This window comes from Marivita sp. S6314 (genome assembly GCF_023015985.1).
Taxonomy (GTDB): Bacteria; Pseudomonadota; Alphaproteobacteria; order Rhodobacterales; family Rhodobacteraceae; genus Marivita.
The window spans coordinates 1-18,416 of record NZ_JALKAO010000011.1 but is presented as its reverse complement, the minus strand read 5'-3'; the positions used below and the strand labels follow the sequence as shown (position 1 = coordinate 18,416).

16 protein-coding genes are annotated in these 18,416 nt (G+C 63.5%); 9 read left to right on the top strand and 7 right to left on the bottom strand.

Annotated elements, in window-relative coordinates; translation table 11 throughout:
• Positions 1–3: 3 nt before the first annotated feature.
• Positions 4–1,032, bottom strand: coding sequence for a ParB N-terminal domain-containing protein (locus MWU54_RS18095; protein ID WP_247086564.1), 1,029 nt, complete (start codon positions 1,030–1,032; stop codon positions 4–6).
• 146 nt (positions 1,033–1,178) lie between these two features.
• Positions 1,179–2,564: an AAA family ATPase gene (locus tag MWU54_RS18090; RefSeq protein WP_247086562.1), complete on the bottom strand. Its 1,386-nt coding sequence runs from the start codon at positions 2,562–2,564 to the stop codon at positions 1,179–1,181.
• Positions 2,565–3,017: 453 nt separating this feature from the next.
• Here MWU54_RS18090 and MWU54_RS18085 point away from each other — a divergent pair, with 453 nt between their 5' ends.
• From MWU54_RS18085 to rfbA, 5 genes are all read left to right on the top strand, one after another.
• Entirely contained in the window at positions 3,018–4,022 is a 1,005-nt protein-coding gene (locus MWU54_RS18085; RefSeq protein ID WP_247086560.1) for a replication initiator protein A, read from the top strand.
• Positions 4,023–4,024: 2 nt separating this feature from the next.
• Positions 4,025–4,585 carry a dTDP-4-dehydrorhamnose 3,5-epimerase gene (gene rfbC / locus MWU54_RS18080; protein WP_247086582.1) on the top strand — a complete coding sequence of 187 codons (561 nt, stop codon included), beginning with the start codon at positions 4,025–4,027 and terminating at the stop codon, positions 4,583–4,585.
• Positions 4,582–5,622, top strand: coding sequence for a dTDP-glucose 4,6-dehydratase (gene rfbB, locus MWU54_RS18075; protein ID WP_247086558.1), 1,041 nt, complete (start codon positions 4,582–4,584; stop codon positions 5,620–5,622). The genes rfbC and rfbB overlap by 4 nt, the downstream gene beginning before the upstream one ends.
• 181 nt (positions 5,623–5,803) lie before the next feature.
• Complete coding sequence (gene rfbD, locus MWU54_RS18070; RefSeq protein WP_247086556.1) at positions 5,804–6,643, top strand: dTDP-4-dehydrorhamnose reductase; 840 nt, start codon at positions 5,804–5,806, stop codon at positions 6,641–6,643.
• Entirely contained in the window at positions 6,640–7,509 is an 870-nt protein-coding gene (rfbA, locus tag MWU54_RS18065) for a glucose-1-phosphate thymidylyltransferase RfbA (RefSeq protein ID WP_247086554.1), read from the top strand. Before rfbD ends, rfbA begins: the two co-directional genes overlap by 4 nt.
• Before the next feature lie 464 nt (positions 7,510–7,973).
• Here the strand turns inward: rfbA and MWU54_RS18060 are convergent, their stop codons facing one another.
• Positions 7,974–9,050, bottom strand: a complete 1,077-nt coding sequence (locus tag MWU54_RS18060; RefSeq protein ID WP_247086552.1) for a DUF2793 domain-containing protein — start codon at positions 9,048–9,050, stop codon at positions 7,974–7,976.
• A gap of 273 nt (positions 9,051–9,323) precedes the next feature.
• On the opposite strand from MWU54_RS18060, the gene MWU54_RS18055 reads away from it, so the two are divergent.
• A complete protein-coding gene (locus tag MWU54_RS18055) occupies positions 9,324–10,700 on the top strand; it encodes a phosphomannomutase (RefSeq protein ID WP_247086550.1) in 1,377 nt (458 codons plus the stop codon).
• A 52-nt stretch (positions 10,701–10,752) separates the two neighbouring features.
• On the opposite strand, the gene MWU54_RS18050 is transcribed toward MWU54_RS18055, so the two are convergent.
• From MWU54_RS18050 to gmd, 4 genes are read right to left on the bottom strand one after another with little or no spacing between them, the layout of a single operon-like run.
• A complete protein-coding gene (locus MWU54_RS18050) occupies positions 10,753–12,180 on the bottom strand; it encodes a mannose-1-phosphate guanylyltransferase/mannose-6-phosphate isomerase (protein ID WP_247086548.1) in 1,428 nt (475 codons plus the stop codon).
• A gap of 17 nt (positions 12,181–12,197) precedes the next feature.
• Complete coding sequence (locus MWU54_RS18045) at positions 12,198–13,025, bottom strand: hypothetical protein (RefSeq protein WP_247086546.1); 828 nt, start codon at positions 13,023–13,025, stop codon at positions 12,198–12,200.
• The gene (locus tag MWU54_RS18040; protein ID WP_247086544.1) at positions 13,022–15,499 is read right to left on the bottom strand and encodes a glycosyltransferase; all 2,478 of its coding nucleotides are present in this window, start codon (positions 15,497–15,499) and stop codon (positions 13,022–13,024) included. The genes MWU54_RS18045 and MWU54_RS18040 overlap by 4 nt, the downstream gene beginning before the upstream one ends.
• On the bottom strand, positions 15,483–16,559 hold the full coding sequence (gene gmd / locus MWU54_RS18035; protein ID WP_247086542.1) for a GDP-mannose 4,6-dehydratase: 1,077 nt from the start codon (positions 16,557–16,559) through the stop codon (positions 15,483–15,485). Before gmd ends, MWU54_RS18040 begins: the two co-directional genes overlap by 17 nt.
• 224 nt (positions 16,560–16,783) lie before the next feature.
• On the opposite strand from gmd, the gene MWU54_RS18030 reads away from it, so the two are divergent.
• From MWU54_RS18030 to MWU54_RS18020, 3 genes are all read left to right on the top strand, one after another.
• Entirely contained in the window at positions 16,784–17,056 is a 273-nt protein-coding gene (locus MWU54_RS18030) for a BrnT family toxin (RefSeq protein WP_247086540.1), read from the top strand.
• Positions 17,028–17,306 carry a BrnA antitoxin family protein gene (locus MWU54_RS18025; protein WP_247086538.1) on the top strand — a complete coding sequence of 93 codons (279 nt, stop codon included), beginning with the start codon at positions 17,028–17,030 and terminating at the stop codon, positions 17,304–17,306. Before MWU54_RS18030 ends, MWU54_RS18025 begins: the two co-directional genes overlap by 29 nt.
• A gap of 69 nt (positions 17,307–17,375) precedes the next feature.
• The gene (locus tag MWU54_RS18020; protein WP_247086536.1) at positions 17,376–18,299 is read left to right on the top strand and encodes a glycosyltransferase; all 924 of its coding nucleotides are present in this window, start codon (positions 17,376–17,378) and stop codon (positions 18,297–18,299) included.
• The last annotated feature ends 117 nt before the right edge of the window (positions 18,300–18,416 follow it).

The window sequence follows — 18,416 nt, the reverse complement described above, 5'->3', positions numbered from 1 at the left end:
GACCTATTTCTGGACGCGATCCGACGCCGCCTTCAGAAGCATCTTGAGATCCGGCTCCATGCGGTTTGGCCAAGCGGCCCCAAGGATCGACACCGTGCCATCCTTATGACGGCGCAAGGTAAACGCGCCGATGGTTTCGTCGCGAAACGCCGGGTCTGTCGTCGTGGTCTTCTTTGTCTCTAAACTACGTTTTAGAGACTGATTTTTGGACAATACCGCCTTTGACAGCAGGGCAGTTTCCGCCTCTGCCGTCTCGCTTTCAGCGCGGCTCAACTGCGCCTGAAGCTCTGTCGCAAAGTCCGGATCTTCGGTCAGGGCTTGCGCCAGGCTCAGCCCCAGCCGTTCGCTGAGCGCATGGGGAAAGCGCAAATGCCCGTCCAGCGCGCGCACCACCGGAAGGAAGCTGCCGATCTTGGACCGTTTGGCGCGCGAGGCGGAGCGGAAGAGTTCCTGAAGCGCGGTGCGCTCCATCCCGAAAACGCCCTCTTCGACCGATTTAGAGACGATTCTGGCCCGTTCAAAGTAGCTCAGATCGACGCGGATCTCGTTTTCCTCGACCATGGCGAGATAGGCATCCGACGCCTCCTCCGGCTTGCGAAGCAGGGCAAGAACGGTGGGGCTCTGAATGTGGTCCTGCCCGGCAATCAGCGCCAGCGCCTTGCAGCGCCGCCAGCCAGAGATGAGCCCGTAGCGATTGTCGCCCAGAGGCATAACCTCGATCGGTGTCTGCTGACCCCGGTTGCGCAACGACGTCATCAGCGTGCGCATCTCCTCCTCGTCAACGACAACCCGGTCGCGGACAAGGTGGTCCATCTCGATCTGATCCAGCGGCAGTTGCACCACCATGCGGCCCTCGTCGCGGGCGCGGGCCATGGTGTCGGTCAGTTCATTGAGCGCGGCCGAGGCCGAGGCATCGCGCGCCACATCGGCGATGGGGGCGCTGCTTGGCGCGGTGAACATCGACTTCGTCTCGGGCGCGGGCGTGTCGAGGAACGCCGGGTTCGGCGGTGTGAGGCGCTTACGCTTGGCCATCGGGACCTCCTGTTTTGCGGGTGAGAGGCTTGTGGCAATTGGTTAACGACAGGTCACTGTGGCGGGCGGTGATTGGGGGCCAGCCCCCAAACCCCCGAGGTATTTTCGGCAAGAGGAAGAGGAGGCGTTTCGCTGCGAACATCTGCTTACTCCGCCGCCTGTTGCGCCGCCTGCACGTCACGGTGCCAGCTGCCGATGAGAAGCTGTTTGAACGCGGCGTAGGTGGCGTCAAAGGTTTCGCGCCCGCGCACATAGGTCTCGCGGTTGAAATCGCGGTAATCGGCTTCGTAGATGCCTTGGACCTGTTCGCCGGCTTGCCCGATGAGCGCGGTGAAGCCCTGCCGGTGGGGGGACAGGGTGGGGCCGAGATAGGCCTGCATGAGGGCGGCCAGTTCGGCCTGTTGCGCGCTGTCATAGCGGGTGACAACGGCGCGCACGGCGTCCCATTGGAAGCTGAGCCCATCACGGCCAAGCGCGCGGGCGGCCATGTTCTCGGCCTCCTCGATAGAACCAAAGGTGGAGTGCAGCATGTCGAAGAAGCGGCCCGTCGAGTCGAATTCGAGGAAAGACGCACCGAGGGGGACCAGAAGGATGTCGGCAGCGGCCAGCCCGTTGATGGTGAGGTAGCCAAGGGCGGGGGGCGTATCGAGGAAGATGACATCGTACTGGTCGAGGATACCGTCTGCATCGAGGCTGTCGGTGAGCGCATCCCAGAGCTTCCAACCCCGCGCGGCCATGCGCCAGACGGGGATTTGGAACTCGGCCCAGTAGAGGTTCAGCTGCGCGCCGATCAGGTCGATATTGGGCCAGTGGGTGTTTTGGATCAGACCTTGCGCGTTGGTTTTCAGCGCATCTGACAGCGTGTCATCGAGCGGGGTGGGGGCCTCGCCACGGTCCAGACGGCGCTGGTTGTCGGATTGCAGGTGGCGCGCGTAGTGGCGGGCGAGCAAGGGGAAGACGGTTTGCCATTCGTCCTGAACTTTGCCGCCGAAGATCGAGGTCATGGAGCCTTGGCTGTCCAGATCGATCACCAGCACCTTGTAGCCGTCGAGGGCAGCGGACATGGCGAGATGGGCCGCTGTGCTGGTCTTGCCAACGCCGCCTTTGAAGTTGGCGACCGCGACCAGCTTGGCGGGCTGACCGGCGGGGCGGTAGGGGAGGTATTCCTTGGTCTTGGAGCCTTCGGCGGCGAAATGGGCGCGGAGTTTCAGGACCTCGTCAAAGGTGAACCATTTCGCGCCGCCAGATGTTTCGCTGCGGCCTTGTGGCAGGTCGGGGTTCTGTTTCAGCACGCGGCGGAAATGGCCAGTGGCGACGGGGATCAGGTAGCGGGTGATTTCCCAGGTGGAGAAGAGGCGGAGGCTGCGCGCGCCGTTCTCTTCAAGCCCCCGACTGGCCAGATCCGTGCGCCCGGCTTCGCAGGCTTTGGCGATGTGGGCGAAATCAGCGGTGGTGGTGGGCGCGCCTAATGTGTTGAGCGCATCCTCAGGATTGATGTTAAAATACGGAGGAAGGGTTTGATCCGGGGTCATGTGCTGCTCTGATCGCCTGAAATGCGCCTCTTGATGTGCGCTGTTTTCCCTAGACTACCAGAAAAACGCGCACATGGAAGAAAAACCGCAACACCCCTGCCTTTTCTAAGCAAATCCAATGGGTTGTTTCCAATGTACGGGCCTTTGATGCGGTGTGCTGTCCAAAAGCAGGATCCGTTAAATATCGTTAGTTATAAGTTACAGGCCTGATTGATTTCGCCTAAGCATTTCTAAATAAATAAAAAAAGCGTTGCTGATTTTGTTCAAGCGACTCTGAACCTCCGATAACGCGACTCTGATCCCCCGAGCAAGCGACTCCGATCCGACGCTGCGTGGTCCAAGAATCGTGGACGGCGTCTGTGGATAACTTTACGCTGGGTGTCACTGAAACCCCGATACCGAGTCGGCGCCAGACTGACCGGGGGTTTCGCGAGCAAAGCACAGGCGGACCTCATGGCAGGGACCACAACAGGCGGGCTGTTGCCCGACCGGCACCCGACGGGCGATTTCTTCGTCTGCGATCTCTTTGGCGCGTCGCCCAAGGATGATCTGGCGACGATGGAGCATCCGATCTTTTCGTTAAGCACGCGCCCCGATACGCGGGTGTTGTCCTACGCCCATAACGGGGTGGAGGTGCAGGTCACGCCGTCCGTGAAGGGCCGCGCGACGATCCATGACAAGGATATCCTTATCTACTGCATCAGCCAGCTTGTGGCGGCGATGAATGCGGGGCGAGCTGTCAGTCGGACGCTGACGCTCAAGGCGCATGATCTTTTGGTGGCGACGAACCGCGATACAGGGGGCGACAGCTATACCCGTCTGCGCGAAGGGTTCGAGCGGCTGGCGGGGACGCGGATCACCACCAATATCGCGACCGATGGGGTGGAGGCGACGCGGGGGTTTGGGTTGATTGAAAGCTGGGAGATCCTGCGCCGCTCCAAGGGTGGGCGGATGATCTCGGTCACTGTGACCCTGTCGGAGTGGCTGTTCCGCGCGGTCTGTGCGCGGTCGGTGCTGACGCTGTCGCGCGATTACTTTCGGTTGCGCAAACCGCTGGAACGGCGGATCTATGAACTCGCGCGCAAGCATTGCGGGCGGCAGGCGGAATGGGCGATCAGCATCCCCACGCTGCACCTCAAGGCAGGCAGCGCCGCCCCGGTGCGGGTGTTCCGGGCTGCCATTCGCAAGATGATCGAGGCCGATCACTTGCCTGACTATTCCCTGTCCGAGCGTGAGGGCGACATCCTGATCGTCACGCGGCGGGCCAAACCGCGCCCTATGGATGCCCCGATTATACGCCAAGACACGCTGGAGGCGGCGAAAGCCCTGAAGCCCGGGGCAGATGTCTACGGGCTGCAGGCGCGTTGGCTGTCCTGGTGGGACGACACCGGGCGCGCGCGATTGGCGAACCCGGACCGGGCGTTCCTGGCCTGGGTGAAGACGCAAAAGGACGGCTGATGCTGGACGTTGAAACAACCGCCCTTGAGGGGCTTTTGATCCTGACGCCAAGGCGGTTCGGCGATGCGCGCGGGTTCTTTGCAGAGACGTGGAACGCCGCAAGACTGGCCGAGGTGGCGGGGATTGATCCGGTCTTTGTGCAGGACAATCATTCGCTGTCGGCAGATGTGAACACCATTCGCGGGCTGCACTATCAGGCACCGCCCCACGGCCAGGGCAAGCTGGTGCGCTGCGGGCGCGGGGCATTGTGGGACGTGGCGGTGGATATCCGGCTGGGGTCGCCGACCTATGGGCAGTGGGTGGGTGTCGACCTGACGGCCGAGAACGGGCGGCAACTCTGGGTGCCCGAAGGCTTTGCGCATGGGTTTGTCACGAGGGTCCCGGACACCGAGATCATCTATAAGTGCACCGGGTATTATGCGCCCGAGGCCGAGGGCGCGGTGCGCTGGGACTCGGTTGGGATTGACTGGGGGCTGAGCGGTGCGCCTGTGCTGTCGGGCAAGGATGCGGAGGCGCCCGCGCTGGCCGAGATCGACAGCCCGTTTGAGTGGAGTGCGATGTGAAATTACTGGTGACAGGCGGGGCCGGGTTTATCGGCTCTGCGGTGGTGCGGCAGGCGGTGGCGGCGGGGCATGAGGTGATCAACCTTGATGCGCTGACCTATGCGGCCTGTCTCGACAATGTGGCGTCGGTGGCGGATGCGCCGGGCTATTGCTTTGTGCAGGGTGATATTCGCGATGCGGCTTTGTTAGAGACTGTATTTGCAGAGCATCAGCCGGACGCGGTGATGCATCTCGCTGCGGAGTCTCATGTTGACCGGTCCATCGACGGACCCGGCGCGTTTATCGACACCAATGTGATCGGGACCTACACGCTGTTGCAGGCCGCGCGGGCCTATTGGGAACGCCGTGGTCGGTTTGAGGCGTTTCGCTTTCACCATATCTCCACCGATGAGGTGTTCGGGTCTCTGGGCGACACGGGTCAGTTTACGGAAGAGACACCCTACGATCCGCGCTCGCCTTATTCGGCGTCGAAAGCGGCGAGTGATCATCTGGTGATGGCGTGGTGGCACACCTATGGCCTGCCCGTGGTGCTGAGCAATTGTTCGAACAATTACGGGCCGTATCACTTCCCCGAAAAGCTGATCCCGGTGGTGATCCTGAACGCGTTGGCGGACCAGCCGATCCCGGTCTATGGGGCGGGCGAGAATGTGCGCGACTGGCTGTTTGTGGAGGACCACGCCGATGCGCTTTTGACAGTTGTGTCGAAAGGGCAGGTGGGGCGGTCCTACAATATTGGCGGTGAGAACGAGGCAAAGAACATCGACCTTGTCCGCATGATCTGCGCTCTGATGGACGAGATGGTGCCGACGGGCGCGCCACATGAGCGGCTCATCACGTTTGTGACCGACCGCCCCGGGCATGATTTGCGCTATGCGATTGATCCCAAGCGGATGCGGGGCGAGTTGGGCTGGCGGCCCTCGGTGACGCTGGAAGAAGGGCTGCGGCGCACGGTGCGCTGGTATCTGGACAACCGGGATTGGTGGCAGGCGTTGCAGGACCGCGACGGTGTTGGGCAGCGGTTGGGAGTGAAAGCGTGAGCCAAGTGAACGAAGGATCGCGCCCGGCCCCGAGGGCGGGCTTGCCAATTGCTCCGACGGTCCTGCGCAGAGCCGGCAGAGTCACCCGGTGGAGCGGTTGCACAATCGCGCCCGCCCTGGGGGGCGGGGCCGGGCGCGATCCGGCCTGCGGCCGGGGGATGCCTGATGATGGGTGTACCCCGTGATCCTCGTCTTCGGCAAAACCGGGCAAGTGGCCACCGAGTTGCAGCGACAGGCCGAGATCACCGCCTTGGGTCGGGACCAAGCCGACCTGTCCAACCCGCAATCCTGTGCTGCGATCATTGCCGATCTCAAGCCCCGCGTCGTCATCAACGCCGCCGCCTATACCGCCGTCGACAAGGCCGAGGAGGAAGAGGTGCTGGCCCAGACCATCAACGCTGCGTCCCCCGGCGCGATGGCAGGGGCTTGCACGCATCTCAACATCCCCTTCCTGCATGTCTCGACCGACTATGTGTTCGACGGGACAGGCGACCGGGCTTGGCAGGAAACAGACCCTGTGCAACCGCAAAACGCCTATGGCCGCACCAAACTGGCGGGTGAACAGGCCATCCGCGCGGCAGGCGCGCGCCATATCATCCTGCGCACGGCGTGGGTGTTCTCGGCCCATGGGAGCAATTTCGTCAAAACCATGCTGCGCCTGTCGGAAACCCGCGATGCGCTGAGCGTGGTGAATGACCAGATCGGTGGGCCAACCCCGGCGGCGGACATCGCCGCGACGCTGCTCAAACTGGCGGACGCCATGAAAGCGGACGCAAAAGGCGGAACCTATCACTATGCAGGCGCGCCGCACACAAGCTGGGCCGGGTTCGCACAAGAGATCTTTGCGCAGGCGGGCCGGGATGTGACCGTCACTGGCATCCCCTCTGCCGACTATCCCACCCCCGCGACCCGCCCGCTCAATTCCCGGCTTGATTGCGCCAAACTGGTGTCGGATTTCGGGATTACACCTGCCGACTGGAAAGCGGGGCTGGCCGCTGTTTTGAAGGATTTGAACACATGAACCGCAAGGGCATTATCCTCGCCGGCGGCTCTGGCACGCGGCTCTACCCGATCACCATGGGCCTGTCGAAGCAGCTCTTGCCGCTCTACGACAAACCGATGATCTACTACCCGCTGTCGGTGCTGATGCTGGCGGGCATCCGCGAGATCGCGATCATCACCACGCCGCAGGACGCCGACCAGTTCCAGCGCCTGCTGGGCGACGGGTCGCAATGGGGGCTGGCGTTCACCTATATCGAACAACCCTCGCCCGATGGTCTGGCACAGGCTTACCTGCTGGCTGAGGATTTCCTTGACGGGTCCCCAAGCGCGATGGTGCTGGGCGACAACATCTTCTTCGGCCACGGCCTGCCGCAGGTTCTGGCCAGCGCCGACGCCACACCCTCAGGCGGCACCGTCTTCGGCTACCGCGTGGCTGATCCCGAACGCTACGGCGTGGTGGATTTCGCCCCCGACGGGACGGTGCGGCAGATCATCGAGAAACCCACGAAAGCCCCGTCGCCTTATGCCGTGACAGGCCTCTACTTCCTCGACGGCACGGCCCCTGCGCGCGCCGCCAAGGTGCAACCCTCCGCGCGCGGCGAGCTGGAGATCACCAGCTTGCTGGAAAGCTACCTTGCCGATGGTCAACTGAGCGTCGAACTGATGGGCCGCGGCTATGCCTGGCTTGATACCGGCACCCATGGATCGCTGCTCGATGCCGGAAACTTCGTGCGCACCCTGTCAGACCGCCAAGGTCAGCAAATCGGCAGCCCCGACGAGATCGCGTATGAACAAGGCTGGCTGGATGCCGACGCCCTGCGCAAACGCGCCGAGATGTTCGGGAAAAACGGCTATGGCGCGTATTTGCTGGGGCTGCTGGAGTGAGACGCCCGGACCGCTACGCGGCAAACTCTCCGGGGGAGAGTTTGAGGGCCGAGCGGGCGGAGCCCTAAGCACACTGGCGCGGAACAAGGGCGTAGGCCGCCGCGCTATAGTCATGCTGCCAGCATGCCTCCGGCATGACCCGCCACCCGGGCTGGCTATTTTGTGACGCTCGTACAACGCTCGGTCGGAGCACGGATTTGGCTGGCATAAAGCGCACGGTTCTCAGGATAGAAGCCATCCCGCGGACTGGCTACGGCGCGCTTCATTGTCTCGCAGATTTTTTAAGAACACCTGCAAACATCCCTCTCCTCACCACCCTCCACCCTGAGGCGATTCTGTTAGGGAAAGGTTGAGAAATGAATATAGTCCTCAGAGCGCAATGATGACCTGCGTGATTGGGCTCCGCCCGTTCGCGCTTCAAACGCTCTTCCAGAGCGTTTGCCGGGCAAAGCCCGGACCAGCGCTCACACCCACCGCCCAATCGCACAGAGCCGCAGGTTCAGGCCCACACCGATCGACACGATCGCCGTCGCCTTGAACCCGGTCGACAGCACTCCGTGCGGCGCGAAGGTGGGCCAGGCGCCTGTATTGCCGCTCTCGCCCACCAGAATGGGCGGCACCCCGGGCGCGAAGGGCGCCGGAAAGGTCCACGCCAGATGGTTCGACTGAAACAGCGCCCCGGCCGGGTTGGTGATCCCGCCGGTGGGAATGTTGCCCGACGTACAGATCTGCGTCCCATCGGCAAAGCGCACGTAATCGCCGTTCGCGTTCGATCCACGCTCGATCACGCCGCCCGTGGGCACGCCGTTCCCGTCCTGCGTCACCGTGCCAAGAAGCGTGCCCTTGAGATACCCGTCGCCTGCGCGCACCAGCGTGTCCGGGTTGCTCTCCTCCGGCCCGGAACTGACCGCCGCCCCACTGGCCGTGCCTGTCGCAGGGTCAAAAGACAGCGCGGTGGTCCACGACACCCCGTCGCTCACCTTGATCGAAAACGCGGTATCGCCGGTCAGGCCCATCTCGGCATGGCCCGTCCAGTTCGACTGGAACATCAGGCTGGCGGTATCCGCATCCGACGCCTTGTTCACCTTGAGCTGATGGTCATCGCCTTCATGGCTGAGCGTGGTTGCCGGGGCGGCGAGGCTCAGGCGGCTGACCGGATCAACCGGGGTGCCCAACCCCAGCCGATCCGGTGCAGCCCCCCCGCCAGCCACCTGCCAGAGCGCGCCCTGCCAGATCACCTCGGTCCCTTCATCCGCCACCCAGGCGCGCCAGCCGACATTCGGCGTCAGAAACAGCCATCCGCCCCCGGCATTGAGCGCAATCGCAAATTCCTGCCCGGCCCAGTCGCCTGTCGCCCCCGCCGCCACGATATACCGCGCGCCATCGGCAGGGGTGCTGGGGGGGGCGGTCAACGCCCGGCTCTCTACCGACAGCTGCACCAGCGCATCCAGCATCTGCAGCGCTTCGTTATGGGTGACATGTTTCTGTGCCTGCGCCGGCTGGATATAGGGCAGTGACAGAAGGGAAGAATGTTGTGACATCAGGCAGGCCTTTTCAGCGGTCCATATTGGGCCCGGACGCTAGGGGTGTGGTGGTAAACGGGGGCTCAATCCAGCGACCGTTGCGCACGGTGTCCCAGGGGGCGGTTGCATATTTATCAAAAGAAGAGGCGGGGGAGCGTGTGCCGGCCTGCCCTGTCTTCTTTTTCCAAATATGCCAAATCCACGGAAGGGCCGGGCGTGAAACTGCGTGGTTGCGCCGGGGCGGGGGCCAAGGGCATACCTGCGCGCAAAGACATCCCGAAAGGACATTCCATGCCTCCCAAATTCGGCACCAGCGGTCTGCGTGGCCTTGTCACCGACCTGACTGAGACCCTCGTCGCCGAGTACACCCGTGCCTTCCTGACGGCCTGCCCGCATGGCGGAGCGGTGCATGTGGGGCAAGACCTGCGCGCCTCGTCGCCGCAGATCGCGGCAGCCGTGATCGGGGCCGTGCGGGGGATGGGGCTGACCGCCGTGGATCACGGCGCGGTGCCGACACCCGCGCTGGCGCTGGCGTCCATGGGGGCGGGGCAGGCGGCGGTGATGGTGACCGGCAGCCACATCCCGGCAGATCGCAACGGGTTGAAGTTCTATTTGCCGGAGGGGGAGATTGCGAAATCCGATGAAGTGGCGATTGGGGCGGCGCTGGGATCAGGCTCTGATCCGGCGGACCTGGGCGACTATATGCGCGCAGACGGGGCGCTGGCCGCTTACGTGGCGCGCTATGTCACCGCGTTTGGCACCGTGGCCCTGAACGGGTTGCGCATCGGGGTTTACGAGCATTCCTCGGTGGCGCGCGATGTGCTGGCCGAGGCGCTGGCGCAGATGGGGGCCACGGTGGTGCGCCTTGCCCGCGCCGAGACCTTTGTTCCGGTCGATACCGAGGCGGTGGATGCCGACACGCGCGCCATGCTGAAAAGCTGGTGCGCCGACCATGCGCTTGATGCGCTGGTCTCGACCGATGGCGATGCGGACCGGCCCATGCTGGTGGATGCGCGCGGCACATTGGTGCCCGGCGATGTGCTGGGCCCGCTGACGGCACAGAGCCTTGGGGCAGAGGTGATCTGCACACCGGTGTCGTCCAACACGCTGGTGGATCACCTTGGCTTCACCTCCGTGATCCGCACGAAGATCGGCTCACCCTACGTGATCGCGGCGATGGAAGAGACGGGCGGCAAGGTGATCGGCTACGAGGCCAATGGTGGGTTCCTGCTGGGCTTTGACGCGCAAGGACCTGCGGGTGCGCTGGCCCCGCTTATGACCCGTGATTGTCTGTTGCCGATTGTAGCACCACTTGCGATGGCGCGGGCAAAAGGTGTGGCTCTGGCGGATTTGGTCTCTGATCTGCCCCCGCGCTTTACCGCAGCCGACCGGATCGCGGGCATCCCGACCGACGCGTCCAAGGCGTTTATCGCAGAGCTGACCAACGACACGACCGCCCGCGCCGCGTTCTTTAACGGGCGCGCGGCAGAGACCGGCACAGACCTCACCGACGGGCTGCGCGTGTCCTTTGCCGATGGCTCTGTGATCCACCTGCGCCCCTCGGGCAATGCGCCGGAGTTTCGCTGTTACGCCGAGGCCGAAAGCGCGGAGCGAGCCGAGGCATTGATGCGCGAAACATTGGCAGCGGTGGGGGATCGGCTGAGGTAGGCGTGCCAGATAGACCAACGCGTAGGCCGGGCATTTGCCCGGCACACCCGTTTTACGTCCGGGAATAGATGTCCTCGTAGCGGATGATGTCGTCTTCCCCGAGATAGCTTCCGGTCTGCACTTCGATCAGCACCATCGGCACCTTGCCGGGGTTCTCCATCCGGTGCACAGCCCCCAGCGGGATGTAGACCGACTGGTTCTCTGTCAGAAGCCGCACCTCGTCATCCACGGTCACGCGCGCCGTGCCCGCCACCACGATCCAGTGCTCGGAGCGGTGCACGTGGCTTTGCAACGACAAGGCCGCGCCGGGATGCACGTGGATGCGTTTGACCTGAAACCGGTCGGCCAGGATCAGCGTCTCGAACCAACCCCAGGGGCGATGATCGACGGGCAGTTGCACCGCCTGCTTGGCCTCGCGCGCCTTGAGCGCGTCCACCGCGCGGCGCACGCTCTGGCTGTCGGACATATCGGCCACCAGCACCGCGTCGCGCATCGCCACCGCGACCACGTTTTTCAGCCCGATGCCCACCAGTTCGATCTCGTCACTTTCAGACCGCAGCAGGGTGTTTTCGCAGTCAATCGCCGTTGACAGCCCCGCCAATGCATTGCCGGTGCCATCCTGCGGGCTTTCCTGCCAGACGGCCTCCCACGATCCCAGATCGGACCAGCCGCCTGCAAAGCGGACCACGCTGACATTGCCGGCCTGTTCCATCACCGCGTAATCGATGCTTTCGGAGCGCACCTGCGACCAGAGGCCTGGATCAATGCGCAGGAACCCCAGATCGGGTTCAGCGGCTTCCATCGCGGCATGGGTGTCTTTGAGGATATCCGGCGCGTGCTCCTCGAACGCGGCCAGAAGCGTGTCGGCGCGGGCCAGGAACAGTCCTGCGTTCCACAGGTAACGATCATCGGCAAAGAGCGTTTCGGCCTTGGCCTGATCGGGCTTTTCGATGAACCGCTCCAAGGCGTTGACACCGGGATGGGTTTCCTGCCCGGCCTCCAGCCAGCCATAGCCAGTTTCCGCGCGGGTGGGCTGAATCCCGAAGGTCACGATCTGGCCATCCACAGCCGCAGGCGCGCCGGTCATCACCGCATCGCGAAACGCATCCGGATCGGGGATGGCGTGATCGGCGGGCACCAGCAGCATCAGCGCGGATGGATTGGTCTGCGCCAGATGCAGGGCGGCCGCCGCGGCGGCCGGCGCGGTGTTGCGCCCCTCGGGTTCGATCAGGATGCCTGCGGGCCGGATGCCGCAATGCCCCAGCTGTTCGGCCACGATAAAGCGAAACCCGTCCCCCGTGACCGCCAGAGGCGCGGCAAACCCGTCGCCGGACACCCGTTTGGCGGCCTCCTGAAACAGGCTTTCTTCGCCGAGGAACTGCGCAAACTGCTTGGGGTAACTCTTGCGCGACAAAGGCCAGAGCCGGGTCCCGGATCCGCCGCACAAAAGCACCGGGGAGATAAGGGGAAGATCAGTCATAATCGCACTCTCACGGGTCAGACGGCCCGCAGCTTGCGCCCCCGGGCCGCGTATTCAGAAGATCCGAGGATCATCCGCTCGACTGCCTCAACCGACGGGGTGGTTTGCAGCGCAAGCATGTTGGCCTCGGACGCGTCCCGACCCAGATGGCGGCGGAACATCTCGTTTACCTCCTGCCGGGTCAGTCTCAGTTTGTCCAGATAACCAAACAACCGGGCGTCGTAATGGCGAAATTGCGTCACATCACGGGGCGGGTGCACCCCGGTGCCGGGGCGGGGCCGGATCCGGCGGTGCGCCACCTCTTCACCATCGACCTGGGCAATGGCCGCATGCAGGCGCTCCGGGTTCGGGGCGGTGTCGTCAAAGCAGCCAAGCGCGTAGCGCAGCGCGACCATGGGATCCCGGATCAGCGCCTCGTAGGGGATCACGGTCTGGGTGCTGGCAAAATCGGATGTGACCCACTTGTCCTGAAACGCGCGCCAGGCGGTGAATTGCGCGCTGGCAAAGCGTGCAAAACTGGCCATGTCATCCGTGCCGCCTTCGCGCAGGTAGAGCTCGAAGTTGGACACCACCGAGGGCGCAAAGGCCCGCGTCTGGATCAGGTATCTGTGGCCTGCGTCCTGCGGCAGTGCGCCGTCGAAATCGTGGTTTTTGGAATAGCGGATATCCCCGGCCCGTGCGCAAGGGGCCTGACCGCAACAATTGGCCTGCCCGTAGAACCCGCAATAGGTGAAGGTTGCGCCGTAATAGAGCCGCAAAAGCCGCGCCAGAAGGTGGTGACCCGAGCGCGGCCAACTGACCCCCATCACATATGCCGGGCGCTTGCGAAGAGGCAGAAACCTCATGCCGCCCGCGCCTTTTTCTGCCGCAGGACCGTTTCGATCCGGGTTGCATAACGTGTGCCAATGGCCGCAGGAGAAAAAGCGCGCAACACCCGCGCCTGTGCTGCCCTGGCCCTGCGGGTGCGCAGGGCGGTATTGGCCTGCATCTCGCGCAACAGGTGCACGGCGGCGTGATGATCCGGATCCCCCCAAAGCCCCCCTTGGGGTGTGAACATGTACTCCTGCGGGGCAGGGGCCACCTCGGTCGCGGGCACCAGCCAGGTGGTTGTGTCATCTGAGTAGGCAAGGTTGCCGGAATAGCCCGTCGCCAGCACCGGCACCCCCAGCGCCATCGCCTCGACCATGCCGAACCCCCAGCCTTCGGACCGGTGCAGGGACAGGTAGGCATCGGCCCCGGCCATCAGCGCGAGCAGATCGGCGCGGGGCAATGTTTCATCCAGAACGTGAAACCGGGGATCACCCTTGGTCAGCGCGTCGATCTCGGCCCAGATCGCCCGCTGTGCCGGATCATGCACGCGGCTGCGGTTCTGCGTCTTAAGCAAAAGCTGTGCATTGCCCTCGGGAAAGGCCTCCCGAAACGCCTGGATCAGCGCCAGGGGGTTCTTGCGCTGCACGAACGAAAAACTGTCGAAACTCGCCATGCAGAGGAAACGGTCCGCCGCAAACCCGGTGCGCGCCACAAAGGTCGCCCGCGCACCCAGAGGATCAGCGGGCGGGGCCACGTCATTGGCCAGTCCCATCACGCGGATCGGGCCTTTGAAGGTGTCGGCATAAATGGCCTTGCCGTGGTCAGAGGCTGCCCAGATCTCCTCCACCAACCGGCATGCCAGCGCGTGACAGGCGGCAGGTCTGGTCAGTTCCCAGAACATGTAGGCCGACAGGTACGATCCATCAGTGATGTCCGGCGCATAGGCGGTGAGCAGGGGAATGGATTCCGCGTTCAGATGCAGCAGGGAAAACCGGGCCGGGCGCGCCTTGTCAAAAGGCACATGGGGCACATCCGTTTCGGGCGCGGGGTTGTCGAGATCGAAATTCACCACCTGCACCCCCAGCCCCGTGGTCTTGAGCGCGGCAATCGAGGCGCGCATGGCTTGCCCCAACCCGCTGGCTTTGGTCACGGGGCCGATCACCTGCACATCGACGGGCTGTACCCCCTGCACCACGGGCGCGGGCAGGGCGGCGGCATGAAGGCGGTGTCCCTCAACCGTTCGCGTCGTGAAACGGCGGGTCTCAAGGTCATATCCGCGCCCCCGCAGGCAGGCGGCATAGTCGGCGGGTGTGATGCGCCTGTCCTGTCCATCCAATGTCTTCACATACGCGCCAAGCGGGGTCTGGCCGTCGGCACCGGGGCGCAAAAGCGTCTCTATACTGGCCCAGGGGATGTACCGCAGCGTATCTGGCCGCTCTGCCGCGCGCAGCATCGCGGCAAGGGTGATCTGGCGGCGATCCTCTGTGCTGGTGGTGGAAAACCGTGCCAGAGCCGGGGCGTCGTCCAGCCAGCGCACCATGTAGCGCGACAGGGGGAACGCCCCGTCCTCGGGCACCTCCGCCAGATGGGTGACATAGGCGTCCGGCACCAGACAATCCTCACCCGAGATCGCGCGGGCCTGATGCACCGCCCACCAGTAGATCACGCCCTCTACCCAGCCGGGGTTCGCAAAGTCCATGCCCTGACGAAGATGCGGCACGCCCATCAGCCCAGCCCATGTGGCCCGGCTCAGATGTGTGCGCTTTCCGGGCAGGACCACCGGCGCGTTCAGCCACTGGATGGCGCGCCGGGACAGGGGGGGCTTCAGACCGCTGCGCATCGGCGCATAGCTGGTCAACATCCAGTCGAGGAAATGTGCGGCCTCCTCCTCCGGGGCGCTGTCCCAGTCGAACTGCGCGTCCAGCCGGTAGCGCGGGCGCAGATAGGCCATGTAGGCACAAAGCGGATCGGGAAGGGGCCTGCCGGTGGCGGGATCACCGGGGGCAAAGAGCAGCGCCTGCCGGGCCGACAGCGGGGCAGGCGCGGAGGGTGTCGCGCGTGGAGCGCCGCGCAGAGCGGCAAGGCCGGGGGCGTGCAGGTCGCGGAGTGCGGCTGCCGGGCTGAAGCCCGGCCTACGCAGAGAACCGGATCGGCCAGGCGTAGGCCGGGCTTCAGCCCGGCACCCCCTCAGATCAATCCTCCCGATCTCGATCGGGCGCGGGCCGTCAAGACGGCAGACGCGCAGCTCCTGCGCGTGTTCCGGTATGGCAAAGGCAAAGCCGCAGCGTCCTTCGGCCAGCCCGGCATCGCGCAGGTCTGCGCGGAATTGCTGCGCCACTGTCTCGGCGATCCGCCCCGTGGCATCATAAAGCGCCACCGGCACCGGCCCGGCACCGGGCTTCGGCAGCGCCCAGCCCACAATGGCCCCGCCCTGTATCCCGTCCAGATAATCCCGCGCGCCGGTCAGCCGCCGCAGCGCTCGGCGGGCCGTATTACGCCACCGCGTCATAATCCGCGCGCGCCATCATGCCCGCCAGCCCGCGCACATCCACCTTTGGTCGCCAGCCCAACTGCGCCCGCGCCCGCGCGGCATCTCCCACCAGCAAGTCCACCTCGGCCGGGCGGAAGAAATCCGGGTTCACCTCAACCACCGTGCGCCCCGACCGGCGGTCGGTCGCCACCTCCTCCACACCCTCGCCCTGCCAGTCGAGCGCCATGTCCAGCGCGTCGGCGGCAAAGCTGACGAAGTCGCGGATCGGCGTCGTGACCCCGGTGGCCAGCACGTAATCGCCGGGCGTGTCCTGTTGCAGCATGCGCCACATGCCTTCGACGTAATCGCCCGCAAAGCCCCAGTCGCGCCGGGCACTCAGATTGCCCAGCTGGATCGGCGCATTGCCGCCCCGCGCGATGCGGGCCAGCCCCTTGGTGATCTTGCGGGTGACGAACTCCTCCCCGCGGAGAGGCGACTCGTGGTTGAACAGGATCCCGCAGGAGGCATGCATGCCAAAGCTTTCGCGGTAATTCACGGTGATGTAGTGCCCATAGGCCTTGGCCACGCCGTAAGGCGACCGCGGGTAAAAGCGGGTGTCCTCGGTCTGCGGCACCGCCTGCACCAGCCCGAACATCTCGGACGTGGACGCCTGGTAGAATCGCGTCTCGGGGGCAACCGTGCGCAGGGTGTCCAGAAGCCGCGCCACCCCCATCCCGTTTACATCCCCCGCATAGACCGGCTGATCCCAGGACGCGCCGACAAAACTCTGGGCGGCAAGGTTGTAGAACTCGTCCACCTGCACATCGCGCAGCAGGCGGAAAATGTTGTTCATCTCCGACAAGTCGAGGTCGTGCAAAAACACCTGATCGGCGATGCCAAGCGTCTCTAACCTGGCCCGTTCGGCTTGGGCATTGCGGCGGATACCGCCATGCACCTCGTAGCCTTTGCCCAGCAGAAGCTGCGCCAGATAGGCCCCGTCCTGCCCGGTAATCCCGGTGATAAAGGCCCGTTTGCGCACAGGATCGGGAAGGGCCATGGGCAGGTCAGACAGAGCTGTCGCAGAGATTGGGGGCGTCATGGGTCAGGGCCTCACGCATAGGTTGCATTTGGCCTGTTATCCCCAGCGAGGGGTAAAGAATGCGTTAAGGTTAACGGGCGGGTAAGGAGAATTTCAGATTTGTGAATTTTTTATTGGATATGTATGTACTTTTAGTGCATACATATCCACGTTTACAAGAAGTGGCATGATGTGCTTCTCCCTTCTCCTCTTGCTGATGCTTTGAGGCATTAAAGGTGGTGCATATGTCCTTCGAGTGGAACGAAGACAAACGAAACCAGAACTATGAAAAGCACGGTGTCGACCTCTTAGAAGCTGCCCTCATTTTCGAGGGCCCGACCCTCACCCGGGTGGATGATCGCCGCGACTATGGCGAAGTCAGATATATCTCTCTCGGCCTCGTAGACGACGCACCTTACGTGGTGGTCCATACCGAGCGGAACGGGAACATCCGCCTCATCTCCGCCTGGAGAGCAGGACGCAAAGATTATGAAACATACAAAAACAGCTTCCCTTGAAGACATCCGCGCCATGAAAGCACGCGGTGACACGCGTCCAACACGGCAAGACGCACCCGAAATCGATCTGCCTGATGGGTTCTGGGACGATGCCACACCAGAGCCACCCAGAACGAAACACCCCGTCACCCTGCGGATGGATCCCGACATCATCGACTTTTTCAAATCCCAAGGTCCGAAAGGCCACCTGACCCGGATGCACGCGGTGTTGCGCGCATATGTCGATGCACAGAAGAAACGGTCTTCCTAAGGGGTTTGCCCTCCACAAGCCGCGCAATCCACGTATCCTGCCTGCAAAACAAAAAAAGGCAGGCGCGCAGTGAATTACCTCTTGGAACCCGTGATCGGCATTTGCCGGTTTTCCTTCTGTGGCAATGGCGATTGGGCCGCCTATGCGGATGTAGAGGCCAGCACGGATATTGACCTTTTGCGTCTGGAACAGGCCGAGCGGCTTTATGAGGACGGGCGCATGGCGCTCCGGTTTTATCTGTTTGAAAACTTCCTGCTGCCCTCGCTGCTGGCGCAGAAGGATCCCAATTTCGTCCTGATCGTCCTGACCTCGGACATCATGCCCAGCAAACATCTCAAACGGCTGCACAAGATCTGTGGCGTGGATGACCGGATCATTCCGGTCGTGTCGGACGCCGCCACCGTGCACGACGCCCTGATGCCCGAACTGGCGCGTCTCAATGCCGGGCTCTCGCGGCCGCTGGTGCAGTTCCGTATCGATGATGATGATTGCCTGTCCCATGATTACGTGCGCGAATTGCGGTCGTATATGACGCGGCTCGGGGATGTGATGCCGCTGGCCTATTCCCGCTCCTCCGGGGTGATGGTGACGTCTTATGCCCAGGACGGCGCCACCCATATCTACCGCGCCAAGCTGCCGTTCAATTCCATGGGCACCGCGATCCGGGTTCAGAAAGAACACACGATCTTTTCCTTCGGGCACAGCAGACTGCTGCGCCGCTTTCCGGCAATGGTCGACAATAACGGGATGGGGTTCCTGGCCATCAAGATCGACGGGCACGACTCGCGCCCCATCGATATGCAGGAACATGTGTTCAAACGCGCCTATACCCGGCTCAGCGATACGGATGCCGAAACGATCCTGTCAAAATGGTTTGGCTTTATCGGTGAGGATGGCTCTGACCGGCATGAAACACTGGTGTCCCAGGTTGAAACCGCCGCCGGGCTGCGAGGCACATCTCCCAAATCCGGCCCCAGGCTCAAGGCGGTGTAACAGCCGCCCTGCGCAAGGGACCGCCACCATTGCTTGCCCCCGGCAAGGCTTGCCCCTATTCAGGCAGCACTGTTCACAAGTTCCTTTTTTCAATGACCCTGATTACCCTGACCTCTA